Here is a 22224-nt window from a genome sequence, read left to right on the forward strand (position 1 = left end):
TGCTTGGCGGTGCTCGGTAGCATGGCGCCTACATTGAGGGAGAAAACAAGATGTCCGGATCGTCAGGTGGTGGTGGTGGTGGTGGTTCGTGGGAAACGCCCACCACATGCGAGAACCTCGTCATTGACACGCAGCTGAGTTCGCCAAAAGCAGCTGTTATCGCGGCCATTGCCGTTGGCGACGTCCTCGACGTCGCACTACAGTCGGGAGCCGGGACGATAGTTGTCGTAATGCATCGAGGCCAGGTTGCCGGCGGGCTCGCGTCGCCGGATGTGCAGCGCCTTCGGGAATGCATCGAGGGCGGTACGCAATACGGCGCCACGGTGAGGGAGATCAACGGCGCGCAAGTGAAAGTCCGCGTGAGCGCCATCGGCGCATGACGACCCCAGCTTCGAGCACTGCGCCGCTCATTCATGTAGTGGGCGGCGTCTATCGTGAGTGGTGCATGCGGCCTTCTTGGCGCGAGATCTACGGATCGGCCGGGCGGGCCGCCGTTGCCATGGCATCAATGGGTGCGAACGTCCGATTGCACGCCTACATGGATCATCTCGCGAGGGAGTCTATGGCGGCACAAGCGGCCTTGAATGGATTTGAGATCGCCCCACGCGAATCGTCAGTCGCCGTCAGTTTCGCGTACGTCCACGGTCTCGCCACACCGGAAATCTCTGCTCCCTCCCTGCAGCACGACGCGCTAGAGGTTCGCGCTGAGAACATTGTCCGGTTTGGCATGCTGGAGGCAGATGCCATCGTGCACGGCGACACCGTCGTCTACGACCCACAGAATGCGATAGGCCCACTTCCCTTCACACGGAACGGCTCCACGGCCCGACGGCTCGCAGTGATCTTGAACCGGCATGAAGCAATGCTCATGACCGGACTGCGCAGCGCCTCCGCTCGCGAGATGGCCAAAGCATTGATCGCCGACGGGGAAGCCGCCGTCGTCGTCATCAAGCAAGGGCCTCTGGGCGCCTTCGTTCTGGATGTTGATCAAGAGTCTGTTGTGCCGGCCTATCGCTCCGCCAACGTGTGGAAGATCGGCTCTGGTGACAACTTTGTCGCGCACTTTGCCTATCGGTGGATCAGCGAAGGCCGCCCGGCAGCGGAGAGCGCCGACCTGGCGTCGCGCGCCACTGCTTACTATTGCTCTACAGCCGGATTCGCCACTCATGCCGAGGTTGACGCATTTGCAATGTTGCCTATCCGGCCGAGTCAGCGGTACATAAGCGGACGAAGGCCGACGGCCTACCTTGCGGGCCCGTTCTTCAACCTGTCCCAACTCTGGCTTGTGGAGGAGGCTCGCAAAGCTTTGACCGCGATGGGTTTGCAAGTGTTTTCGCCGTTCCATGACGTGGGCCATGGCTCTGCTCAGGACATTGCCTCAAAGGATCTTGAGGCAATCGAGAACGCTGATCTCGTGTTCGCTCTCGGTGTCGGTATGGACCCTGGAACCATGTATGAACTGGGCTATGCCCGCGCCATCGGCAAGCCTGTCGTTGTCTATTGCGAGAACGAATCAGACGGCAACAAGAAAATGATGCTGGGTTCCGGCTGCCAGTTCCACACCGACTTTGTTAGCGCGATCTACAACGCATCCTGGACCGCTTGCGAGCTATGAAAACCGCTCTATTGCTGTCCGGCGGGATGGACTCCTTGTGTTTGGCCTGGTGGTTACGCCCTGACGTCGCAATTACCATCGACTATGGCCAACTACCTGCTCAAGCGGAGCGCGAAGCGTCCGCAGCGATCTGTAGCAACTTGGGCATCGAGCATCACGTCATCAGCATCGACTGCCGTCCCCTCGGCTCTGGGGACATGGCCGGTGTCGTAGCGAATGAGTACGCACCCGCGAGCGACTGGTGGCCTTACAGGAACCAAATGCTGGTCACCTTCGCGCTGATGAAAGCCATCAGCCTTGGTGTTCAGCGGCTTTTGATCGGCGCGGTCGAATCGGATGGGTCTCATGCCGATGGCACACCGGAGTTTGTCGATGCGATCAGCCGGCTCGTAGCAATGCAAGAAGGCGGGCTTGTTGTCGAAGCTCCAGCGATCAAGTTGAGCACAGCCGCGCTCGTCCAAAGAAGCGGCGTGCCCCCTTGGTTCCTCGCATGGGCGCACAGTTGTCACAAAGCCAATGTGGCCTGCGGACACTGCAGAGGCTGCAACAAGTACTTTGAGGTCCTGCGCGAGGTGGGTGGTGGATTGGCCTGACCTCGGCCAGCCGGTGCCGCGCGGCACCGCTGAGGCACATGAACCGATCAAGTGGCCTCCGTGCTCAAGGCAAGCGTTGAGCAGTTCGGCGCCAGACTGCGACCCGGCTGTCGCCGACCTGTTCCAATCCCGCAGGACGACTCGTCGTTTCCACGCGGTTTCGCCTGCTCGGCTGGCGGGCTGGTTTGAACTAAGTTGCAAAGTACAACAACGCCAAGCCAGCAGCTTAGGTTTTGAATTGACGCGCCGCCCTGCCCCTTCGGCTGGCGCCATCCATCCAATCCATGTCGTTCTGGCCTGGCCGAACGAATCAAGTTGGTACCGCTATGACGCATTCCATCACGCACTGCTGGCATTTCGCAGCACGATGGATCCGCGAGATGCTCATGCGAGCATGCAGCAGCTAATCACGGCACCAAGCGCTACGTTGGTCTTGCTCGCAGCCGAGGTGGGCCGCACAGGGTCGAAGTACCAGCATGCCGCCAGCTTGGTATGGCGCGACGCCGGTGCGCTGCTGGCGACGATGGCCTTCGCTGCGCATGCAGTGTCACTCGCCTTTTGTCCGCTCGGCGTTACCGGCGAGCCTTGGGTCGGCCGCCTACTTGAACAGCAAGGATTGGTCGGCGTCGGCGCGGCGTTTATTGGTCAGCCTGACAGCCTGACTTGAGCGGCTGACGGCGGTCATGATGCCGCTGCGAGTGCCGTCCAGCAACCGACTCACTGTCGCCGGCGACATTTTCATCTCCATCCAGATCACTGAGTCGAGTTCGGAAGCACGGACCTGCAGGCATTGACTGAACTCAATGAACCGCTCTTCGAGTGCGCGGTAGTGCCGCTCGACTGTCAAGCTGCGATCGAAGAATCCTGCTAGCGCCCCTGCACGAAGAATGTGGATATCCAAGATCGCAATGTCGTCGGCATCCAGGGTGTTGCGAGCAATCCAAGAAGCAGTCTTGAGACCAACTCCTGGCAAGTCCGTCAGCCAGTCCCGCAGTTGTCGTCCTGACGCCACGGGGGCACTCTCCGCCGCAAGACGTCGCATGGCCTCGTGAAGGTACCTCGCCTTTTGAGCGGCGAAGCGATAGCGAATGCTGCGTCCGCCAAGCTGCAAGGGCTCAGAGAGCAGCTTCTTGAGTTCGTTCTCGCTGACGGCCTCGTTCAATGCGCCGCTATCCCGTAATCGCACAAAGGCCGCCAAGCCGACTTCTGCTGGAATGCCGTGACCGCCGAGCAGACATGCAGCCACCTCTTCTCGCAGGTTGTTTCCCAACCGATGACGGATCGTCTTGCCGATCACCCGGCGAGCCAACACCTGGTAAGCCCAATACGCGGGCGTTGGAAAGGCCTCCACCGCCCCCCAAGGCACACCCGGCATGACCTCGGAAGCGGCGTCAGGTAGCTCCACCTGCACGGTGACGTGTCCACAAAAGATCCCAGCGGTCTGGCTCATGCGGACGTCACCTCAGATTCATAGCGGTCGCGAATCAGAGCGAGGAGGTGTCCGCGTTCGGTTGCCGGCATGCGGTCGAGGCGTTCAATCCAGCGCTGATGACGACGTCTCACCGACTGGCGCTCCCGGAAGGTTGAGCCCAGATGGGCACCATCGTGAAGTTGGTTTGGCGTCTCAAAGTTCATCCAGACGCATTCCTCCCGGAGATCGACGTGCGTCTTGGCCATGAACGAGACCCTGCGCCACCCGGCTAACGCGCTGTCGTACAGGGGGCTGGGGTAGCCAGAGACCATCACCATGCATGGCAGTCCCTTGAGTACGTCCAAGAGCCGAACATGATCGGCCTCTTCCAGATCATGCCGGTAGAGCTTGTTGGCGCTGCGGCGCGTCGACTTGAGGTAGGGCGGGTCGGCGTACACCAGTTCCCCACCTCGGTACGCGAACGACTTCAAGAACTCGGTGGCATCAGCGACGACCAGTTCGCAGAGTCCGGGAAAGTCTCGCCACCGCTCGACAACCTCGCCGTCTCGATCAACGCCGATGTTGATCTCGGCAGGTTTTTTGTGACGCATGACCGCACCGCCGCCTAGATGCGATTCGATGTATGTCGAATGCGCAGGCATCAGGTTAATGATGCGCTGATAGCACTTGCCCTTGCCGCCGGGATATCGCATGCGCCCATCATCGTCAGATGCGACGATGATGTCAATGGGCCCAAGGAGGTACATATTCCACACCTAACGGCCTCGTCCCCCGTGCTCGTACCCGAGGCGGTAGTAGCGTGCGCATACATCAGGCTCGTCTCAGAGTTCGGTCCTGCGCTTGCGGCTTCTTCTGATCTCCAGACTTGGGATGGCTGTTTGTAAGGGAGAATGGCAAGCTTTTTGCCTGCGGACGTCGTACTTTCTGCGCGAGGTACCCGGGATAGTCATGATGGAGCGACACACATCCGACATGGATGATTCACTGGTGAGTTCCACGGCGGGGATCGATGTCGTGGAAGCGTGGCGTTCGCTTGGTGAAGTGCGTGCCTTGCGCATACGACCAGTCAAATCAAGTGAGCCGGTACAGGTGCTTCAGGCTCGTGCGCTACAAGACATAGGGCTTGAAGGCGACAAGCATGCCAATGCCTTGTCACCACGACAGGTACTGATCGCAGGTGAAGACGTCTACAGGGAGATGTCCTTGAGTCCATACACCTTGCGAGAGAATTTGCTCGTCAACTTCTCAACCAAGGGATTGCGCTCGTCGGGCCTCTTGAAGATTGGGCACGATGTGGTCCTTTGGTTGACGTTTCAGTGTGAGGCTTGTGGTCACTTGGAAGTTCGGCGTTCAGGACTCGTTCGAGCTATCGACGGGAGACGAGGCATCTTGGCGCGAATAGTTCGTGGAGGGGAGATCCGCGTAGGTGACGAGGTCGCTTTTGCGGAGTCGACGATCCGGCCGATTTCTGAGCACTGGAAGGATCGGCTGTTTAGCGTGATGAATCGTGTGCCGAACGGCAAGTGCGTCGAGTTCAGGCATTTGGCACGCTTAGCCGGTGTGCCAAAGTCTTACTGCAGAGTTTTTCCGAAGGTTCTCTCTGGACTTCCTCACGTAGTCGCAGCTCGGGCGAAGGCCGGTGTTGTCACAGAGGCAGAGCATCGCTGGCTGGGGCAGGAGCTCTTCGACATTCGAGGCGCGACTATTCGCCGAGCAACATTCGATATTTAACGGGAGCGAACTTATGAACCAAAACAGACCATCAGCCTACGAGCAGGCCAGAAGCGCGACGCAGCAACTATTTACTGGTCAAGAGCCTGTGAAGGTTTTTAGCGTCGGAGGTACCCGCGTGACTCTGTCGAAAGTTCGCAAGGTTGAGACCGAGGCAGAACTGCCAGAGCCCTTCCCGAAGATCGATCTCAAGCCCGGCGAGGACTTTGATTCCTGGATGAAATAAAGATCGAAAGGGGGGAAGGATTGGGAAAAGAAATATATCCAGCCAAGTCCAATAAGAAGTCGTCGGAAATTGGAGGGCTACGCAAGTTTTCTACGTTTGACGACTTGGCCCAGTGGGCTGTCGACAGCAACTTGGCCACGAGTGTCGAGACTGTCCGCCAAGTACCCAGTGATCTTTGGGGGCGGTTGGTCTTTGAGTGGTACACACAGGGCCAGGTTGCGTGCATGTTCGCAATCGTGTTGGCGAAGGACGTCGACAAGACGAAATGGATCAATGCCGTCGTTGAAGGCGAATTTGATCCCGATGTCGTGACCGCGGTCATTGATGAGGCTGCCGAGGCCGGCGCGGATGCAATCCAATTGCTGTTCCCAGGTCGCGGTGATGCGCAGCATGCGGCAAACATTGCTTGCTCCTTGAGCCGGCATGCGAGGTGGCGCTGCGTCGATGTCGGTGTGCTCGAACAGGAACCCGAGTGCGATACACGACAGGTCGGACTGCGCTGGATTTCGCCTGACGGCGCGTACGAATCATGGGCGTTGGGTCTGGGAGATTTTGATCCCATGGCTTTCACGCGAAGGTTCGCTGGCGCCCCATTCATAGCGCTGGTTCTGCGCCCCACCCCTCCAGTCGATGAGCGTGCAGATCCAGTCAAAGGGGACTCGGGTCTCCCCGCGTCGCATGTCGCACACATGGATGACGGGCTTGGAGACGACAAAGTCAAGCGCGAAAAGTATCGCGACGGTTCCAGAAACCACAAGCGCGCGCTTGTCTCTCCAGCCCCCTTATCCCGAGCTCGGGCCAAGGTGACGTTCTCTTTCCTCGCGAACGAGTATTGGACTTTGCTTGCCAATGCAAACGTCCACGACGGATTGAAGAAGGCACCTCCAGCGCCGGCTGAGGCTTAGCCACAGTCAACGGGTCACGTTCTCCTTCACGCCTGCGGGTTGGCGCTCAGGACTCGTGACCCGCGCCATGAAAGAGCCACCTTGATTTCAGTTGGGCGCCGACGCGAACAGATGGGGTTCGATGTCAACTACGTTGCCCACGGCAAGTTGGTACTCAGGCGGCCGATGGCGGCGGACGTCAACCGCGACTTGCAAATCCTGCAGCGTGTAGTCGACCAGGCAACTTCGCAGTTGAAGCGTGCGGGAAGAGCGCCCACCGAAGTGCTCATGCTCGATCAATTCGGCCTGCGACCTTGGCAGCGCCGGGTGCGCCACGAGAACCACCGTAGCCAATGTGGTCCAGGCGCGGTCTTCTTGCGGTGGCATTGAGGGCGCTTCTGGCGCAGGACGTACGGAACCGACCCGCGTAATCGCGAAATCCCTAAACGCCTCTCGCTCGAAGCACCATGCACGCATGTGCCAACGGCGACCGGCGCGTACCACCACGTGCGGATACACCAAGCGCAGACGCCCCTGCGGCGTTGACATAGAGCGGTACAGGATGGTGACCGGCGTACGGTCGACGCAGGCACGCATCAGTTGAGAAAACACTGCGGGGTCCGGAAGCGTCAGCTCCAGACGGCTGTCTTCGACCACTGCCCGTATCGGGGACGACGAATCGTGCAGCGACAGATATTCCTGCAAATCCCCTTGCGCATAGCGCGGCCTAAAGCGCCCGGTGGCTATATACGCCGAGCGCGAGGTGTCACGGCGCACGCCGTGCGGATGCGTGTCGGCGAACTCTCGCAACAGGCGGCTAGCCTGCACAGCCTGGATGTCGAATAGGTGGCGAACGCGCGAGTTGTCCAGTTGGCCTTCCCAAAGGAGAACCGATTCCAACTGCCGCAAACGATCGCTCAGGCGATTGAAAGTGTTGGTCAAGCGCTTGCCTTCTCTAAGGCTCTGCTTATCATTGATGATAAGAAGGAGGAGCCACACCCCGGTCGCCCACCCACTTTCCCGCAGGCATCCTTGGCGGCGCTAGAGGGAAGCGGCGGGATAGTAGCTTTCTTTATACTAGTATCATTCAGTTTACTACCTTGGTGCAAAGTCTGTTCCCGCTGCTCCTGACACCGCAATGTCTGGCGATTCTCGCCCGTGGCGAACTTTCAGCGGCCGAACACCGGCTGCTGTGGTTGCTCGCGCAGCAGTTGGGCAATGAAGTCCAGGTGGTTTCGCTCACGGAGCTGGCAGAGCGAGCCGGACTGACCCGAGTGACCGCGGTGAGGGCGGTGCACCACCTCCTGCGCTGCGGACTTCTAGCGCGCGGTGCGCGGGTGGGCACGTCGTACCAGTACAAGCTGAACCCAGCCCATCTGAGGGCTCTGTAAGTCATGGACGCGCCGGAGGTAATGCAGCTAGCACATGACCTACTGGCGCAGGAGCGGTCGGTGCAGCTGGAAGCGCGCGACCTCGCACTCATGCTGCTGACGGCTGACGAACTTGGCCGTCGCGCCGATGCGTTCTGCCTCACCGTGCGCGAGTTGCTCACGCTATCGATCCGCCTGGACCGGCTGGAGGCTCTAGACAACGACAAAGCGCGCGCCCGCCTGACTGGCTCACTGAAGCGTCTGGTGGAGGGCGACTGCATGATGCGCGTCGACCTGAACCAGATCGGGCACCCGGACGACGCTCAGTATCAGCTGACCACCGTCGGGCACGCATGGGTGTCGTGGGAGCGCGATCGCACTCGATTTTCCGGCGCGCCACTGGTGGCCCTGCTGCGTGCGTTCAATACGCAGTTGGAGGGGCTGCTGCACGCGTTGCCCACAGACGGCGATGAAGAGTTGTGGCGTGAGAAGGTGGAAGTACCTGCGCGCAGCGTCGTCTCCGAATTGCTGCATGGCATTCACCGCCACCAAACCCGGCTTGACCGCGAACATACGCGTCTGCGAGACCTCATACCCGGGTTGCTCGCCGATGGCAGCGATGTAGCGTTGGGACGCTGTGAAGAGCAGTTGCGAGACGTGCAGCGAACCATCCGGGACCTGCATGAGGCGACCACCTCATACGGGACCACCGCACTGAACATGGTGGCGGACCTGCGACAACGCGAAGCCGCGATGACTTCGGTCCACGGGGTGTGCAGCGAGATCGAGCGCCGGCTGTTGTCGGTCATGGAATGGGCGGCACAGCGCAGCGAGGACTGGATGCGTCACTTCCACTCGGTGCACCAGCTGATGCGAACGGTGATCCGGGTGGATCGCGAGCGGAGAGTGACCGCACATCTAAAGCGCGCGCTCGCCGAGATGCCCACCTGGACGCTGCAGCTGTCCGCAGCTGAGCCCTGCCACCGGTTGCGCAACGAGTCCGATGACGTTGGGAGCCAACGCAAGCGCTTGACGCGGCCGCGTATGGACTACGCCCCGGTGATGCAGACGCTGGAGTTGGACGAATTCCCCGCCCTGCTGCTGCAAATCGCGCGCGAGCACCTGGCGCGCGGAGAGGCGAACTGGAGCGAGGTGCTTCGGGAAACGATGGAGCTCACTGGACGTGAGTCAGTGAGCGTCCTGCGCTACCTGCCGCGCCTGATGGATCTGCTCGTTAAAGAAGGCCACGTAGACCAGCGGGAACGTGCCGAAGCGGCTTTTAACGGCTTCAAATTGGAGGAGCTGAGGGTGGTGACGCGATGAACACGCTGGATCCGAGGTTCGCGCCTATCGACGTGCTGTTGCGCAGCGGCGGCCAAGTCAACCGATCCGACTTCGCTGAATACGAGTACCTCAGCCTCCAACTGGAGGAACTGCAGCGCTTCTATGCGAGCTATCAGGTCTCGCTCGTTCACCACGCTGATGGATTCTTTTTCCTTCAGGTCCAGGATGGGCTTCTGCCCACACGGCGACTGCCCCCGAGCACCATGCACCTAGGGCAGTTCGTGTGCAGCAAGTCGCGAGATCCCGAGATCACCCGCTCGGCCGGCGTACTGTCGGTGCAGCAGTTGGTCCAAGAACTGGAGTCGTCGCTGCCGCAGGCGCAGTTGCTTCGCATCTACGCGCCCCGCCATGGAAAGACCGTGGCGACTTCGCGAGCGCACGAGCAAATCCTCAAGTCGCTGCGGCAACTCGCGCGCTTTCGTTTCGTTCGCATCAAGGGCGACGCACTGACGCCGCTTGAATCGATCCTGCGCTTTGCCGAGCTGGCCCGTCATGGCAATGACCCGGACGAGTTGGGCCGGTTGGCGCTCCAGGGCCGCGGGATCGTGCTGGATGTCGACAACGACCAAGAAGAAGCGGAGGACGAGGATGAAGCCGAAACTGAATAAGGTCGCACTCGTCGGGTGGCTTGGAATCGAGTACGAAGAGATCCGCTTCGACGACGAAGTGTTCGCGGGGCTGACTGGTGGCAGCGGGGCGGGCAAGACCACCGTGGCCTTGTGCTTGGCCTATGCGCTGCTTCCCGACCGCAAGACCATGTCCGTGCGGCCACTGTCCAGCGTGAACGACCCGACGCAAGCCGCGGTCGATCCCCTGGCGGTGCGCATGGCCTCCTCGTATGCGTACGTCGCGCTCGACATCACCAGCCGTGACGGCTCGCGGGTGGTGGCCGGCATCCACGTGGCAGCGGTGGAGTCCGGCGTCTCGCTTACCGGCTGGCACATCCTCAATGCAGACGGGAACACTTCATTGCAGGACTATCTGCGCTCGATAGAGGGCTCGGACGAATGGTTTCCGGATCTTCATGACCTGCGTGCGGTCCTGGCCCGGCGAAGCGTTGACTTGCGCATTTGCCGCACGGTCTCTGAATATGGCGAGCTGCTCTATGACGTGGGGATCCTGCCGACTACGCTCGCCGAGTTATCCGATCGCACCCTGTATGCCAAGCTGATCGATTCGACTTTTCGCGGCGGACTGTCGGCAGATGTCACCAGCCGATTGAAAGACTACCTGCTGCCCGAGGCCTCCCGTGTGCCGGAAGCCTTAGGTCGCCTGCAGCAGTGCGCCGCGCAACTCAGTCGGACAAAGCGCGCGCTCGCCGAAGCCCAGCGGCACCTCGCGCTGCTCAAGCTTGTGTATGAAAAGGGTAAAGAGCTGGTCTGTGCGGCGATCTGGAGCGCACAGCGGCAGCAAGAGAGATCGGCCGCAGAGCAGGCGCGGTTGCAGCAGTTGGCGACCTCACTTATTGAGACCATCGCGGCGGCGGAACCCGCCCTCAAGGAGCTTGCCGGGACCGAAGCCCTCGTGAAGTCGCAGCAGCAGCAACTGCGCACGGAGCGTCAACGGCGATTCGCGGCCGCGCAGGCCGCGGCGACCGCGGCCCAGACCTTAGTCACCCAGCGCAACGGGACTGTGACGAAGCGGGAAGATGCGCTGAAGACTTTCGATGCCGGCCAGAGGGTGTGGGACACCCTGACCAAGGGGCACGAGCACCGACCGGACACTTACGACGACCTAATGGCCGCGCTTGCGGCGGACGCTGCCGCCCAACACGATCTGGCCGCGAAGACACGGCTCGAGCTTTCCGACTTGGACATGATCATCGAATCGCTCTCAAATGTTGCGCCTTCCAGCTCTGCGCGCTTGGCAGAGAAGTTAGGTGGCATTGCGCTGTCGGAAGCGGCCAGCAGCCTGTCCTTAGAGGATGCGCGCGCGACAGAGATGGCGCTCGCAGGTCTGACTGAAGGGGTGGTGGGCGCGACGTTGGAGGGGCTTGCGAGCCTGCGGGACGACGCGGACCTGCCCGACACCTTCTGGCTGTGCCCCGAAATGCCGCAACCCGAATCCGTGCATCACGTAGGCGACTGGTTGGTCTCGCCGTTGGCTAGCGGCTTCGTCGCCACGTCGCAGCGCCGACGGGCGGTTCTCGGCCAAGCGGCGCGGGAGCAGCGCCGGGCACAGTTGGAAAGCGCGAAGGAGCAGCCGCAACGCCTGCTCACCGAGGCGCAAGAGGGGGTGCGTCGCCTCAGCCAACAGTCTCAGCGTGCCGCCGAGAACCGCGATGAGATCTGCGCGTTTCTCGCCGATGTACAAGGACGGGACCGCCTTGTGAAGCAGCGCGACGATGCCCTTGAAGCGCAGCTTTCGGCCGAGAAGAATGCACGCGAGGCCCAGGCCGAACTAGTGGCTTTGTCCGAGTACTACGAAGATGAAACCAACCGGCTGGCCGAGCAGCTCAGTGCACTCGGCCTGCAACGCGTCGAGACCGAGCGCCGCCGCGACTCCGCAGCCAACCAGTTGGTGGACGTGCGAAAGCAGCTGCAACGGGAGGGCGCTACGTTGGCGAGCTTGTCCACGGTCTATGCAGATGTGCAGGCTACGCTCGCGTCGGCGTTTGAAGAGCTGAGTGCGGCGGCACAAGCGCGGGAGTGGGGGGAGCCGCAGAGCGCGCGTTTCGGTTCGGAGCAGGCCGCGCGGCAAGCAGCCATCGCGGACCTGCTCCGCCAAGAAGGTGAAGCGGCGTCCGGAGTCGTCTCTGCTGTGGCTGCAGACGATCCGGTTGCCTGCGCTTCGCTTTGGCCGGTGTTGATCCGCGTGCTGCGCGATCGCTTGCCGATCGAAGTGGCCGATGATGCAGACCAAGAACTTCTGGAGCAGATGCAGCACTCCCGCGACGAGCTGCAGCGGCAGTTGCAGCGTCACGAGGAGGATCTGCAGGGCGAGGCATCCGTGCTTTACCGCTCAGTGTTGGTTGACGTGCGGCGTCAGATGGTGCGCATTGAGGAACTCAACCGCCTTGGTGACACGATCGAGTTCGGCAATGTTGTTGGCCTTCGCTTCGACGCGAAGCCGCGAGAGGAACTGCTGTCCGCACTAGAGCGGGTGTCCTCGCAGCTTTCGCTGCTGATCGATGAAACAGAGGAGCCCGTTCACCTGTTGCTCGAAAGGCTGTTTCGTCAGGTCTACGACGTCAAGTTAGACGGAACTGCGCTGATGGACTACCGGAGCTACATGGAACTCCGGTTGCAAGTGCTGCGTCGCCGCGCGACGAAGTGGGAGCCGGCCAGCAACCTGTCGGGTGGGGAGGCGATCGGCGGCGGCCTTGCGGCCACGCTCATCCTCGCCCGCTCGCTGCACCAGATGGGGCCGGTCCCGTTGGAGCAGTTCACCCCAATCTTCATCACCGATGAGGTGCATCGGCTGGACCGCGACGGCCATAAGGTGATGGTCGAGATGTGCCGCCGCGAAGGTTTTCAGATGCTGGTCACCGCAATTGAACTGGAACCGGCATATCCCTGTGCGCTGTACACGCTGCGAAGAGAGTACGACCCGGTGGAGCGAGTGGTAATGCGGCGAGCGAAGGTCGAGGGGCGCGAGGATGTCAAGGGCGCTTGAAGCAGCGCTGCTGCTGCGATTGCTCGAACAAGGCCGCGCGAAAGAAGGCAGTCGCAACCACCTACTCGTGCAGCGGTTCCGATCGGCCGGTTGGCTGCAGCCGTCGACGCGCCGCGACGAGTGGCTTGCCAAGCCGCAGGCACTAGAGGCGTTGCGCACGCGGCTCGCGGAGTTGCTACCGGATTGGGAAGAAGAGGCCCGACGACTACGTGGCCTAGGTTTGGATCCATACGATGCCACGGCGATCGCCTGTATCCCGCGCCTGCAGCAGCCACCAGCACACTTCGCGTTGCTTAACCGGCGGAACTGGATGGCAGCCACCGGGCTGGGGCCGAAGCGGTCCGCTAAGCTGGCCCCGCCCGGGCAATTGACGAAGGATTGGGTCATGCGCGTTCGTTGCAACGCGTTGCTTGGGCTGCGGTGGCCTGAGCAGGTTCGCGACCTGGCTGCCCACACACGCCTTGACGGCGAAGTGATGATCTCGGAGCGGCAGTGGCTGCGGCGAATCGGCTGGCAGCTGGCAGACTCAACGGGCACTGTGATCTCGATAGAGAACCGGGGCGCGTACATCGACCCGCCAGTTCCGCCGGGCTGTCTGTTTGTTGAATCACCCGGATGGAACGTCGAGGTCGCCGTCGAACTGCTGCTGAGCCTGCCCAGTTGGCAGTGGTTGCACTTCGGCGACATCGATCCAAAAGGGTTGGAAATCGCGATCCATATCAGCGTCGCCACCGGCCGGCCGCTGCGCTTTTACGTGCCCTCTTTCGCGCAGGAGTACCTGGACTTGCCACACGCCACCGGCCTGCGCTGGCCGGCCACGGCAAGCGAGTTGCCCGCACTGGCTCCCTTTGCGACAACAGGTCTAGGCCTGTTCCAGGAAGCGTTCGTGACGGATCCGCGGCTAGCCGACGACCTTTCCTTGCACTGCCGACAACAGCACAAGGGATCTACGCCTTGATGTCCTCTGTCGACCGGTTAGTGATAACAACACAGCCAGGCAAGGCATCGCGACGGGCGGTCGATGATGACGCTTGAGACCTTTTAAGGCCTTGCTCGCAGAAAGCGCTGGACCTATGTCGACATTGGCATCCGGGCCTTCTTCCCCCCGCCGATCCCAGCTTGCTTGGCGTACCTCGTCTCCACGGCCGCAGCGAAATCGCCAAACGACATCTCGAGGGCCTTTGCGATGAGGAAGAGCACGCTGATGGTTGGCTGCTTGCGACCAGCTTCCATGAGCGTGATGTAGGGCCGGTCCAACTGACATCGACCCGCCAGATCTTCCTGGCTAAGCCCGAGCGCCACACGACGAGCTTTGATCTCCACCCCGAGAGATTCGATGAGTGGTTGATTTCGGCTCGGGCGCATCGAGGCGAAGTTTTCGACGCATGTACACTAAAGACACGTGTCTACAGACAACAAAGAATCTGTCGGCCACCCTTCGTCTGCCGAAATCGCGGAGAGATGCATCGGCAGACAACCGCCGCGCGAACGGAAGCCGTACCGCCAATGGGAGATTTCTTAGATGAGACTGATCACGACGACGATCGTGGCGCTGTTTGTGGTCGCTTGCGCCACACAGCACAACACATCAACAGTCCCGCTCGAGCAGGGCAAGACGGTGCGCTACATCCTCCCTGGACAGCTTGCCGATGAACTGAACCGGAACGGTGCGGCTGGGCGGTACGCAGATGCGCTTCTACGAACAAGCATGTACAGGCCTGCTTCCGACACCGGGGGCAGCCACAAAGGCGTAAGCGTTCGGCCGGGCGCCAACACTGTCGACGTCCTCTACCAGAACTACGGAAGTCCACAACACCGCCACACACAGCGTGCACGCTTTCAGCTGACAACGTCGCGCGCCGGTGAAGATCTGGTCCTCCAAGTTGCTTGTCCCGAAGCAATCCAGGTCGAGTCTGTCCACCTTGGCGGCTTGAGCTTGTCGCCGTTGATATCGCCGCAGCTGGTCGCAGCAGACCTAGCTGCTCTTTGCACACGAACCCCGCTGGTGTTCTCACGCAGAGAGACAGGTGAGCTCGATGTTCCGTTCAGTGCCCCAGCGGTCCTTGCAAGCTTCCAACGCAAATCACTGAGTCCGGCTCACGAGACCGATTCGTATGCAGCAGGCAACTCGATGGCTCGAAAGTGGACCATCAGCATTCAGGACTTAAACGACCGCCAGTCCGTCGCGGTCACGGTTGTGCCCTACCGCGCCGGATCGAAGGTCAGCTACGCATGGAACCATGACATTCGATGCGTCCCTGACAAGAAGTGCTCGTTCGAACCGGAGAAGCCCGCGCGAATTCGTGAGGCTCTGACGAAAATCGCGAACGACTGACCTGTAAAGTTAGAACATCCACGGTCCACAGCGAACTGAGCGTAGATCCACGGTGGCCGGCTACGTGAAGGAGGCGCCATGAAGTCACGATCAAAGTCCGCTCTGTGCCATCCGGTCGACCCGACGCCGCAAGAGTTGGCTGCAAGGTTGGGAAAGGCTCTTAGCAAGCCCGGGCTCAGCAGGCGCTCAGTCTTCGGAGATGCAGGTCCCAGCGCCCACATCTACGCATACTCGGTACTTCCCAGCGACCCAACGAAGTTCGTGCGCGAATCCGTCGACGGCAAGATCACGATCGGTCGGGTCGTCGGTGGCCGTTTTCGAGCGCTTCCCACGAAGGGCGCTGCGCAGTCCCAGCAACTCCACACCACAGTACCCGTCCCCGATTGCGTCGCCCCAAGCCGGGAAGGCTCCATTCCGACAGGCCGCAAGCGTCGCTAGGGGGACGCAGACAAACCTTGCAGTTTCTGCTCCAACGTGGCGGCAGATAGTTCGCCAATGCGGGTTGCGACGAGTTCGCCGCGGGCATCAAAGAACAGCGTGGTCGGATAGCCCTTCTGATGAAACAGTGCACCGGCTTGGCGGCGTGGGTCCAACAAAACATTGCGCAGGTGCAACCCGCTGCGATGCAGCCAGCGTTGCACACGCCCTGGCTCCTCGCCCTGGTTTAAGAACACGAAGTGAACGTCTGCGCGTCGGCGCTGGGCGTCAAGCAATACCGGCATCTCTCGCACGCAAGGCGGGCACCATGTGGCCCACAGGTTGACCACTACCGGTTTGCCTCGAAAGCTGTCGAGCCGGACATCTGCGCCATCCATCGAGGCGAATGCGACCGCCGGCAATGGCGGGCCTGGCCGCGCCCCGACCGCCAGAGCGATGGCGCCCGACAGGTAGACAGTAGTGCCGGCGGCCAAAGCCCAGCGCAATGGTCGCCGCATGGCCGGCGCGGCGCGCCCTCGGAACAGTCCGTAGGCCCAGGCGGCTAGCAGGCCGGCAGTCGGGTTCCAACCGCCGTCACGAATGTCGAGAATTGACATTGGCGCGCCGAAGTAGAGCGAGCGGTATTCGTAGACGAAGGCGAGCCGGGCTGCTGCCAGGCCAATCGCAAGGGCCCACCACAGGGTGAGATCAACCGCCTTCGATGCCCCCGACAGGCGCTTGCCCAGCGCCAAAGCGACGACGGCCGACACCATCACGAGCAGCGGCGTCAGGGGCAGCAAGAGCGGCCCCAACGCAATGGCGCCGGTCAAGTATCCGCCTCACGCAGGCCCAGGGCGCCCAACGGGATCTTCGGATTGCTCATGCCTTCGGACGCTGCCGAGGACACCCCGCCGGTGCGTCTGCTGGCCTCGTTGAATAGCAGGATGAGCTTGGGCACTTCGATCTGTCATCCTCGGCCTGGCGCACGCACGTGACCTCCCAGGGTATCGGCCCATGTGGATCGAGCCCACTCCCAAGCGTACGCACCCTCCAGCTCATTGACCGCAGGCGAGATCGCGCCAGGGCCTGGAAGGACGCCCTTGTAGGCCTTGTCAACTTGGCTGTACCGATAGGTGTTGGCCACGTGCGCCGCCAGTGTCGGTGCAACCAAGCTGTAGCAGGCGTTCAGCAAAACCGGCTCAGCGATCTGCTGCTTGCCGGTCAGCTCAGCCACCACGGAGGCTGCAACCACCTTGCCCTGGTTGTTCGCCAGGTGACCGCTCTTCGGCATTCCCGGCGGAGAGACGATGGCGTCTCCGATCACGTGAGCATCCGTCACGACCGTTGAGGCGAAATCGACGTAACGCACAGGGCACCACCGTCCACCCGCATTGAGACCGACATCTTCGGCAAACGATGCGGCCCGCATGGAAGGAATCACGTTCAAGACGTCCGCGCGAACCTCAGGCTGCCCATCAAAGCGGAGAACCCCGGACTTGCCATCGACTGAAAGCAACCGGTGCCGCGCTCTGTGCTCGACCCGCCCGCCATACAGGTCTGACCAAGCCTTCCTGAACAGCGTCCCCTTGACGACGATGTCAGGATTGGCGTCGAGGATGAGCACCTTCGAGCGCGGCTTGGCCTGCAGCAGGTAGTGCGCAATAAGACTTGCGCGCTCGTACGGCCCCGGCGGGCAGCGAAACGGCATTTCCGGCACGGTGATGGCGACAACGCCGCCGTCAGGCAACGCCTCAAGCTGACGACGCAGCAGTAGGGTGTCCGGTCCGGCCTTCCAGGCATGAACCACCTGACCTGCCGAGATTGCCTGTGGCAATCCCTCAACCTGCGAGGTCATCATGTCGATGCCTGGGCTCACGATCAACTTGTCATAGGACAGCGTCCGATCCGAAGCAAGGCGGACCTTCCGCTGCAGGATGTCAACGTATACCGCCCTGTCACGCATCCACTGCACGCCGGTGCTTTCAAGCGTTGAATACGAGTGTGTCAGTTCGTCCATCGTGCGCGTACCGCTCAACACGAGGTTGCTCATCGGGCAGCTGACGAAGGTCGGGTTCGGTTCAACCATCGTCACGGCGACCGCGCCGCCAGAAAGCAGCCTGACGTATCTGGCCGCCGTGGCACCCCCGAAGCCGCCACCGATGACTACGACCTTCGGACTACCCGCGCCACTGCCGACGGCGGCACAGCCGACCATACCCAGAGTGCCTGCAGCCCCCGAGGCCTGCAGCAACGTTCGACGGCTGATCATCGGGCGCTCTCCATGTGGAGGGTCTGTTGTGAGAAGTACTTAGCCAGCTGCTCGATCTGACGCTCGTCAAATCCTTTGGCAATGCTCGGCATCACGGTTGACCCGCCTGCTCCCGCCTTGAACTCGCTCATTCGTGCCAAGAACCTTGCAGCCGGCAATCCAGCCAAAGCAGGCATCACAGAACCTTGGGGCGGGCGCCCATCCGTGCCGTGGCAGTTCGCGCACGTGGCAGCCAAAGTGCGGACTGCCAAGGCACCGGCGTCTTCCGAAGACCACGCCACGCCGGAGTGGGCAGTGAAGCCGATCGCGGCCGCAATGAAGAACAAGAGACGGTAGCGGTTCATTCAATCTCCATGAGAGCTCAAGCGGTGCCCACCACCGGCCTCGACCGGCGGTACCACGCGAGCGCCCCGACCGCACAGACCACGGCAAGCAAGAAGGGAAGCGCTAGGAGGTTCACCGCCTCCCACCCACTCACGTTCAGCAGCTTGCCGGCGGAGAACGAGGCGGCGGTGATCACGCCAAACACAAGGAAGTCATGAATGGCTTGAGCTCGCGCCCGATCGCTCGGCTCAGTGGAATCGGCCAGCAGCGACGTCCCGCCAATGAACAGGAAGTTCCACCCGACGCCTAGCAAGATCAGTCCGGACAGGAAATGCAGGTACTCCACTCCAGACAGGGCGATGAACACGTGGCCTGCCAGAAGGAGCGCGCCGGTTGCCATGACCGGCAGCACACCAACCCGCGCGATCAAGTGCCCCGTGAAGAACGACGGCACGAACATGCCGAGAACGTGCCACTGGATGACGGTGGTCGTCAGGCCGATCCCGTGACCGCAGATTTGCATGGCCAAAGGGGTGGCGGTCATCACCATCACCATCACCCCATAGCCAACGGCTGATCCCAAGAGCGCGGTGAGGAAGGCAGGCTGCCGGACGATCTCACGCGTAGACCGCGCCGCCTTGGCTTGAGCTCCGGCGCTCGGTAGGGGGAGTGTGAGCCGGGTGCTCAACGCAAGAGCCAGCAAGCTCAGCGCCAGAAGACAGATGAAAGACCAGAAGAAGGGGATGCTTCCCGCAGTGCCCGTGAAGCGTGCGATGTTTGGACCGGCAATGGCCGCAACCACGCCCCCTGATACCACCCAAGAAATCGCCTTTGACCGGTACGCCGCCTCCGACACCTCACCGGCTGCAAAGCGGTAGTACTGAGAAAACCCCTGGTAGGTGCCCACCAAGAAGTTGGCGAGCAGAAACAGCCCGAAGCTTTCTACGCTGACGGCCACGGCAGCGATCGCCGCTGACAGCACGCCGAGAGAAGTCCCTATGGCAAAGCCGCGGCGACGCCCGATCCGCTGCATCAGCAAGGAGGCCGGCACCATCATGAGCGCAGCGCCCACCATGGTGATCGCGATTGGCAGGGTGGCCAAACCTTTGTCCGGGGCCAGTCGAAACCCGATCAGCCCCCCGACAGTGACCATCAACACCGAGGTGGTCTGGAACAGCGCCTGCATTGCGGCCAGGAGCAGCACATTCCGTTTGAAGTCGCCGGCGCTCATGCTCATCGCGCGCTCCCGCCTACGTGCGGCCGGGTCAAGCCAGCCACCAGAAGCTGAGTACAGCGCAGGCCGCCAGTGCAGCGATGCCGACGATTCGCAAGGCGAGCGAGTCGCTCGCGTGCGGAGCCGACACGCCTCGTTTGAACCCCGTGATCATCGGCGTCACGAGATCGATCTTTCTAATGACTCGGTAGTACGCGATGGCCAGGATGTGCAACGCAAGCAGTCCATAGATGAACCACTGCGCATTCACATGCAAAGAGGTGATGAGCGTCGCTGTCTCCTCGTCGATCCGCGAGACCAAGGGACCGTCGACGCCCATGAAGTCTGAGCTGAACAGCCCGCCAACCGCCTGAAGGCCGATCAGCCCCAGAAGTGCAAACACAGACAGCGAGCCGCTTGGACTGTGACCAACATAGCGATGGTCGCCATCTCCGCGCCCGGCGAGATGGCGCAGGAGCGTACGGGGACCGTAGATGAAAGACGCGAAGCGCGCATAGCGTGGTCCCACAACACCCCACAGAAGGCGGAAGGCCAGCAGCGACAGCGTGGCGATGCCAGCGCGGGCATGCCATTCCATCCAGTTACCGCCCAACTGCGCTGTGACGATGGAGGTAGTGACGCAGATCACCAGCAGCCAATGGAACAGGCGCGTCGGAAGATCCCATACCTTGACGCCCGGACGAGTGCGGGAAGCCGGGATTGCCGAGGAAGAGCGCGGATAGATGGCGCTCATGCCGACTCGCGTTGCCGATCGCCAAGGTGACGCTCGTATGCCCAGCCAAGCAGCTGCACAGCTTGGTCAATTTCGTCTACCGTTGTGTCGTAGCCGAGGCTGAGTCGGATCGCTCCACGCGCCTGTTGGGCGGTCGCACCAATGGCCTGCATCACGCCGGAAGGCTGCTCATCATGATCCGAGTGGCAGGCTGCGCCAGCCGACATGGCCAGTTCGTCGACCAACAGCGCAATCACGCCTCGGGCAGTGCCGTTCGGCAGAGACACATGCAGGGTGTTCGGTAGACGATGCCGCTGGGATCCATTGACGGTCAGCCCAGGGATCTTTCGAATCAGTTGCGCTTGCAGTCGGTCCCGCAGATCGGCCATCCGATGCCAAGCGTCCGGAGACTGAGACACCAGACGCGCAGCCACGCCCAAGCCAGCGATATAGGGCACGTTCTCTGTGCCAGGCCGCAGCCCCTTTTCCTGCGACGCACCGAACACGAGGGGCGACAGCGGAGTTCCCTTCCTGACGTAGAGGGCGCCGATGCCCTTCGGGGCATACATCTTGTGGCCTGCAATCGTTAGCAGGTCAGCACCCAGGCTGTCGACGTTGACCTCCATCTTCCCGATGGCCTGTGCAGCGTCGACATGCACCAGCGCGCCATGCTGTTTCGCCAGTGCGGCGACTTCGGCGATCGGCTGGATGGTCCCGATCTCATTGTTGGCAAGCATCACGCTGACCAAGGCGACGGGAGGGCCCTTGAGAAGCTCTTCGAGCGCAGCCAGATCTACGCGCCCCTCGTGATCAACAGGAGCAACGGATAGCTCCCAACCTTGCCGTGCCAGCTCATGGGCCGGCTCAGCGACCGCCGGGTGTTCAACTGCGCTGATCACTAGTCGGCGCCGCTCGGGCGCGGCTGCGCGGCAGGCGCCAAGAATGGCCAGGTTGTTGGACTCCGTAGCACTGCCCGTGAAAACGATTTCGTCCGAAGTCGCCCCAACCGCTTGAGCGACGGCTTCACGGGCCGTCAACACTGCGGCTTTGGCCGCAACCCCTTTCACATGCGACGAAGACGGGTTGCCGAACTCCTCTAGGTACCTGTTGATCGCGACGCGCACATCGGGATGAATGCTCGTCGTGGCGTTGTAGTCGAGGTAGATCATTGCTGTTCCAGATAACGTTGCGCGTCCAGGGCCGCCATGCAGCCGGTGCCGGCGCTGGTGATCGCCTGACGATAGACGTGATCCTGCACGTCCCCGGCCGCAAACACTCCTGGAATGGTGGTCATCGTGGCAAAGCCTTCCGAGCCTGAGCGGGTCAGCAAATACCCGTTACGCATCTCGAGTTGCCCCTTGAAGAGGTCAGTGTTCGGATGGTGGCCGATGGCAATGAAGCATCCGCTGACGGGGACGTCGACCTGTGACCCGTCCAGCGCGTTCGCGAGTCGCAGAGCCGTAACTCCCCGCTGCGCGTCGCCGACGATCTCCTGGACCGTCTGATGGAGGTGCAGCCGGATGTGGCCGCTCAAGACCTTCTCCATGAGCTTGTCGAGCATGATGGGCTCCGCACGGAACTTGTCGCGACGGTGCACAAGGTGCACCTTGCTCGCGATGTTCGAGAGGTACAAAGCTTCTTCGACCGCCGTGTTGCCACCACCGACGACCGCCACTTCCTGCTGGCGGTAGAAGAATCCATCGCATGTGGCGCATGCGCTGACGCCACGTCCCTTGTATTCCTCTTCCGAAGGAAGGCCCAGGTACTTCGCTGAGGCGCCTGTTGCCACGATGAGGGCATCACAGGTGTAGGTGCCCGAGTCGCCTTGAAGTGAAAACGGCTTCTTCGACAGATCGACGGTGTGGATGTGGTCGTGGACAAGCTGAGTTCCGAAGCGAAGTGCATGCCGCTCGAAACGCTGCATCAGTTCTGGCCCTTGGACGCCATCGACATCGGCTGGCCAGTTGTCGACTTCGGTGGTCGTCATCAACTGCCCACCTTGCGCGATGCCAGTCACAAGCACCGGCTTGAGGTTGGCTCGTGCGGCATAGACAGCGGCGGTATAGCCAGCGGGACCGGATCCCAGAATGAGTACCTGCGCGTGCATCTGATTTCGTTCCTAG

Annotated in this window: 24 protein-coding genes; 13 read left to right on the top strand and 11 right to left on the bottom strand. The window is 61.6% G+C overall.

Annotated elements, in window-relative coordinates; genetic code table 11:
- The first annotated feature begins 50 nt into the window (after positions 1-50).
- The 4 genes from AC1KAT_RS19165 (at position 51) to AC1KAT_RS19180 (ending at position 2875) form a co-directional block, all read left to right on the top strand.
- On the top strand, positions 51-380 hold the full coding sequence (locus AC1KAT_RS19165) for a hypothetical protein (RefSeq protein WP_480328588.1): 330 nt from the start codon (positions 51-53) through the stop codon (positions 378-380).
- The gene (locus AC1KAT_RS19170) at positions 377-1615 is read left to right on the top strand and encodes a PfkB family carbohydrate kinase (protein ID WP_480328589.1); all 1239 of its coding nucleotides are present in this window, start codon (positions 377-379) and stop codon (positions 1613-1615) included. The genes AC1KAT_RS19165 and AC1KAT_RS19170 overlap by 4 nt, the downstream gene beginning before the upstream one ends.
- Positions 1612-2208: a 7-cyano-7-deazaguanine synthase gene (locus AC1KAT_RS19175; RefSeq protein ID WP_480328590.1), complete on the top strand. Its 597-nt coding sequence runs from the start codon at positions 1612-1614 to the stop codon at positions 2206-2208. The genes AC1KAT_RS19170 and AC1KAT_RS19175 overlap by 4 nt, the downstream gene beginning before the upstream one ends.
- Before the next feature lie 76 nt (positions 2209-2284).
- Positions 2285-2875 (top strand): nitroreductase family protein, encoded by a 591-nt coding sequence (locus AC1KAT_RS19180; protein ID WP_480328591.1) that lies wholly within the window; start codon positions 2285-2287, stop codon positions 2873-2875.
- Here the strand turns inward: AC1KAT_RS19180 and AC1KAT_RS19185 are convergent.
- Together AC1KAT_RS19185 and AC1KAT_RS19190 are read right to left on the bottom strand one after the other, a co-directional pair.
- The gene (locus AC1KAT_RS19185; RefSeq protein WP_480328592.1) at positions 2807-3658 is read right to left on the bottom strand and encodes an 8-oxoguanine DNA glycosylase; all 852 of its coding nucleotides are present in this window, start codon (positions 3656-3658) and stop codon (positions 2807-2809) included. The genes AC1KAT_RS19180 and AC1KAT_RS19185 overlap by 69 nt on opposite strands.
- The gene (locus AC1KAT_RS19190; RefSeq protein WP_480328593.1) at positions 3655-4386 is read right to left on the bottom strand and encodes a DNA adenine methylase; all 732 of its coding nucleotides are present in this window, start codon (positions 4384-4386) and stop codon (positions 3655-3657) included. The genes AC1KAT_RS19185 and AC1KAT_RS19190 overlap by 4 nt, the downstream gene beginning before the upstream one ends.
- 226 nt (positions 4387-4612) lie before the next feature.
- On the opposite strand from AC1KAT_RS19190, the gene AC1KAT_RS19195 reads away from it, so the two are divergent.
- The 3 genes from AC1KAT_RS19195 to AC1KAT_RS19205 all read left to right on the top strand — a co-directional run bounded on the left by AC1KAT_RS19195 (position 4613) and on the right by AC1KAT_RS19205 (position 6502).
- Positions 4613-5371, top strand: a complete 759-nt coding sequence (locus tag AC1KAT_RS19195) for an MOSC domain-containing protein (RefSeq protein ID WP_480328594.1) — start codon at positions 4613-4615, stop codon at positions 5369-5371.
- A gap of 13 nt (positions 5372-5384) precedes the next feature.
- Entirely contained in the window at positions 5385-5597 is a 213-nt protein-coding gene (locus tag AC1KAT_RS19200) for a hypothetical protein (RefSeq protein WP_480328595.1), read from the top strand.
- A 224-nt stretch (positions 5598-5821) separates the two neighbouring features.
- On the top strand, positions 5822-6502 hold the full coding sequence (locus AC1KAT_RS19205) for a hypothetical protein (protein ID WP_480328596.1): 681 nt from the start codon (positions 5822-5824) through the stop codon (positions 6500-6502).
- 87 nt (positions 6503-6589) lie between these two features.
- Here AC1KAT_RS19205 and AC1KAT_RS19210 read toward each other — a convergent pair whose 3' ends face one another.
- Complete coding sequence (locus AC1KAT_RS19210; protein ID WP_480328597.1) at positions 6590-7423, bottom strand: helix-turn-helix transcriptional regulator; 834 nt, start codon at positions 7421-7423, stop codon at positions 6590-6592.
- 161 nt (positions 7424-7584) lie between these two features.
- Here AC1KAT_RS19210 and AC1KAT_RS19215 point away from each other — a divergent pair, with 161 nt between their 5' ends.
- From AC1KAT_RS19215 to AC1KAT_RS19235, 5 genes are read left to right on the top strand one after another with little or no spacing between them, the layout of a single operon-like run.
- Positions 7585-7872 (top strand): MarR family transcriptional regulator, encoded by a 288-nt coding sequence (locus AC1KAT_RS19215; RefSeq protein WP_480329206.1) that lies wholly within the window; start codon positions 7585-7587, stop codon positions 7870-7872.
- Between the two features lie 3 nt (positions 7873-7875).
- Complete coding sequence (locus AC1KAT_RS19220; protein WP_480328598.1) at positions 7876-9174, top strand: hypothetical protein; 1299 nt, start codon at positions 7876-7878, stop codon at positions 9172-9174.
- A complete protein-coding gene (locus tag AC1KAT_RS19225; RefSeq protein ID WP_480328599.1) occupies positions 9171-9803 on the top strand; it encodes a chromosome partition protein MukE in 633 nt (210 codons plus the stop codon). The genes AC1KAT_RS19220 and AC1KAT_RS19225 overlap by 4 nt, the downstream gene beginning before the upstream one ends.
- Positions 9784-12810: an SMC family protein gene (locus AC1KAT_RS19230; RefSeq protein ID WP_480328600.1), complete on the top strand. Its 3027-nt coding sequence runs from the start codon at positions 9784-9786 to the stop codon at positions 12808-12810. The genes AC1KAT_RS19225 and AC1KAT_RS19230 overlap by 20 nt, the downstream gene beginning before the upstream one ends.
- Positions 12794-13768, top strand: a complete 975-nt coding sequence (locus AC1KAT_RS19235; protein WP_480328601.1) for a hypothetical protein — start codon at positions 12794-12796, stop codon at positions 13766-13768. Before AC1KAT_RS19230 ends, AC1KAT_RS19235 begins: the two co-directional genes overlap by 17 nt.
- Positions 13769-13881: 113 nt before the next feature.
- Here AC1KAT_RS19235 and AC1KAT_RS19240 read toward each other — a convergent pair whose 3' ends face one another.
- Positions 13882-14175 (bottom strand): helix-turn-helix domain-containing protein, encoded by a 294-nt coding sequence (locus AC1KAT_RS19240; protein ID WP_480328602.1) that lies wholly within the window; start codon positions 14173-14175, stop codon positions 13882-13884.
- Positions 14176-14332: 157 nt separating this feature from the next.
- On the opposite strand from AC1KAT_RS19240, the gene AC1KAT_RS19245 reads away from it, so the two are divergent.
- Positions 14333-15145 carry a hypothetical protein gene (locus AC1KAT_RS19245; protein WP_480328603.1) on the top strand — a complete coding sequence of 271 codons (813 nt, stop codon included), beginning with the start codon at positions 14333-14335 and terminating at the stop codon, positions 15143-15145.
- Between the two features lie 434 nt (positions 15146-15579).
- Here the strand turns inward: AC1KAT_RS19245 and AC1KAT_RS19250 are convergent, their stop codons facing one another.
- The 7 genes from AC1KAT_RS19250 to trxB form a co-directional block, all read right to left on the bottom strand.
- Positions 15580-16392 (bottom strand): TlpA family protein disulfide reductase, encoded by an 813-nt coding sequence (locus tag AC1KAT_RS19250; protein ID WP_480328604.1) that lies wholly within the window; start codon positions 16390-16392, stop codon positions 15580-15582.
- Positions 16393-16529: 137 nt separating this feature from the next.
- Positions 16530-17831 (bottom strand): NAD(P)/FAD-dependent oxidoreductase, encoded by a 1302-nt coding sequence (locus AC1KAT_RS19255; RefSeq protein WP_480328605.1) that lies wholly within the window; start codon positions 17829-17831, stop codon positions 16530-16532.
- Positions 17828-18175 (bottom strand): c-type cytochrome, encoded by a 348-nt coding sequence (locus AC1KAT_RS19260; protein WP_480328606.1) that lies wholly within the window; start codon positions 18173-18175, stop codon positions 17828-17830. Before AC1KAT_RS19260 ends, AC1KAT_RS19255 begins: the two co-directional genes overlap by 4 nt.
- Before the next feature lie 17 nt (positions 18176-18192).
- A complete protein-coding gene (locus AC1KAT_RS19265; protein WP_480328607.1) occupies positions 18193-19392 on the bottom strand; it encodes an MFS transporter in 1200 nt (399 codons plus the stop codon).
- Between the two features lie 28 nt (positions 19393-19420).
- On the bottom strand, positions 19421-20122 hold the full coding sequence (locus tag AC1KAT_RS19270) for a cytochrome b/b6 domain-containing protein (RefSeq protein WP_480328608.1): 702 nt from the start codon (positions 20120-20122) through the stop codon (positions 19421-19423).
- Positions 20119-21270: a cysteine desulfurase family protein gene (locus tag AC1KAT_RS19275; protein ID WP_480328609.1), complete on the bottom strand. Its 1152-nt coding sequence runs from the start codon at positions 21268-21270 to the stop codon at positions 20119-20121. The genes AC1KAT_RS19270 and AC1KAT_RS19275 overlap by 4 nt, the downstream gene beginning before the upstream one ends.
- Positions 21267-22208 carry a thioredoxin-disulfide reductase gene (gene trxB, locus AC1KAT_RS19280; protein WP_480328610.1) on the bottom strand — a complete coding sequence of 314 codons (942 nt, stop codon included), beginning with the start codon at positions 22206-22208 and terminating at the stop codon, positions 21267-21269. Before trxB ends, AC1KAT_RS19275 begins: the two co-directional genes overlap by 4 nt.
- Between the last annotated feature and the right edge of the window lie 16 nt (positions 22209-22224).

The organism is Piscinibacter sp. PDB5-1 (assembly GCF_056676035.1).

Bases quoted from the DNA above. Each gene is read 5' to 3' on its own strand.
- AC1KAT_RS19275 (WP_480328609.1), bottom strand. From the start codon at position 21,270: ATGATCTACCTCGACTACAACGCCACGACGAGCATTCATCCCGATGTG.
- AC1KAT_RS19195 (WP_480328594.1), top strand. From the start codon at position 4,613: ATGGATGATTCACTGGTGAGTTCCACGGCGGGGATCGATGTCGTGGAA.
- trxB (WP_480328610.1), bottom strand. From the start codon at position 22,208: ATGCACGCGCAGGTACTCATTCTGGGATCCGGTCCCGCTGGCTATACC.
- AC1KAT_RS19170 (WP_480328589.1), top strand. From the start codon at position 377: ATGACGACCCCAGCTTCGAGCACTGCGCCGCTCATTCATGTAGTGGGC.
- AC1KAT_RS19255 (WP_480328605.1), bottom strand. From the start codon at position 17,831: ATGATCAGCCGTCGAACGTTGCTGCAGGCCTCGGGGGCTGCAGGCACT.
- AC1KAT_RS19230 (WP_480328600.1), top strand. From the start codon at position 9,784: ATGAAGCCGAAACTGAATAAGGTCGCACTCGTCGGGTGGCTTGGAATC.
- AC1KAT_RS19165 (WP_480328588.1), top strand. From the start codon at position 51: ATGTCCGGATCGTCAGGTGGTGGTGGTGGTGGTGGTTCGTGGGAAACG.
- AC1KAT_RS19245 (WP_480328603.1), top strand. From the start codon at position 14,333: ATGAGACTGATCACGACGACGATCGTGGCGCTGTTTGTGGTCGCTTGC.
- AC1KAT_RS19235 (WP_480328601.1), top strand. From the start codon at position 12,794: ATGTCAAGGGCGCTTGAAGCAGCGCTGCTGCTGCGATTGCTCGAACAA.
- AC1KAT_RS19240 (WP_480328602.1), bottom strand. From the start codon at position 14,175: ATGCGCCCGAGCCGAAATCAACCACTCATCGAATCTCTCGGGGTGGAG.
- AC1KAT_RS19225 (WP_480328599.1), top strand. From the start codon at position 9,171: ATGAACACGCTGGATCCGAGGTTCGCGCCTATCGACGTGCTGTTGCGC.
- AC1KAT_RS19220 (WP_480328598.1), top strand. From the start codon at position 7,876: ATGGACGCGCCGGAGGTAATGCAGCTAGCACATGACCTACTGGCGCAG.
- AC1KAT_RS19205 (WP_480328596.1), top strand. From the start codon at position 5,822: ATGTTCGCAATCGTGTTGGCGAAGGACGTCGACAAGACGAAATGGATC.
- AC1KAT_RS19190 (WP_480328593.1), bottom strand. From the start codon at position 4,386: ATGTACCTCCTTGGGCCCATTGACATCATCGTCGCATCTGACGATGAT.
- AC1KAT_RS19260 (WP_480328606.1), bottom strand. From the start codon at position 18,175: ATGAACCGCTACCGTCTCTTGTTCTTCATTGCGGCCGCGATCGGCTTC.
- AC1KAT_RS19200 (WP_480328595.1), top strand. From the start codon at position 5,385: ATGAACCAAAACAGACCATCAGCCTACGAGCAGGCCAGAAGCGCGACG.
- AC1KAT_RS19270 (WP_480328608.1), bottom strand. From the start codon at position 20,122: ATGAGCGCCATCTATCCGCGCTCTTCCTCGGCAATCCCGGCTTCCCGC.
- AC1KAT_RS19185 (WP_480328592.1), bottom strand. From the start codon at position 3,658: ATGAGCCAGACCGCTGGGATCTTTTGTGGACACGTCACCGTGCAGGTG.
- AC1KAT_RS19175 (WP_480328590.1), top strand. From the start codon at position 1,612: ATGAAAACCGCTCTATTGCTGTCCGGCGGGATGGACTCCTTGTGTTTG.
- AC1KAT_RS19265 (WP_480328607.1), bottom strand. From the start codon at position 19,392: ATGAGCATGAGCGCCGGCGACTTCAAACGGAATGTGCTGCTCCTGGCC.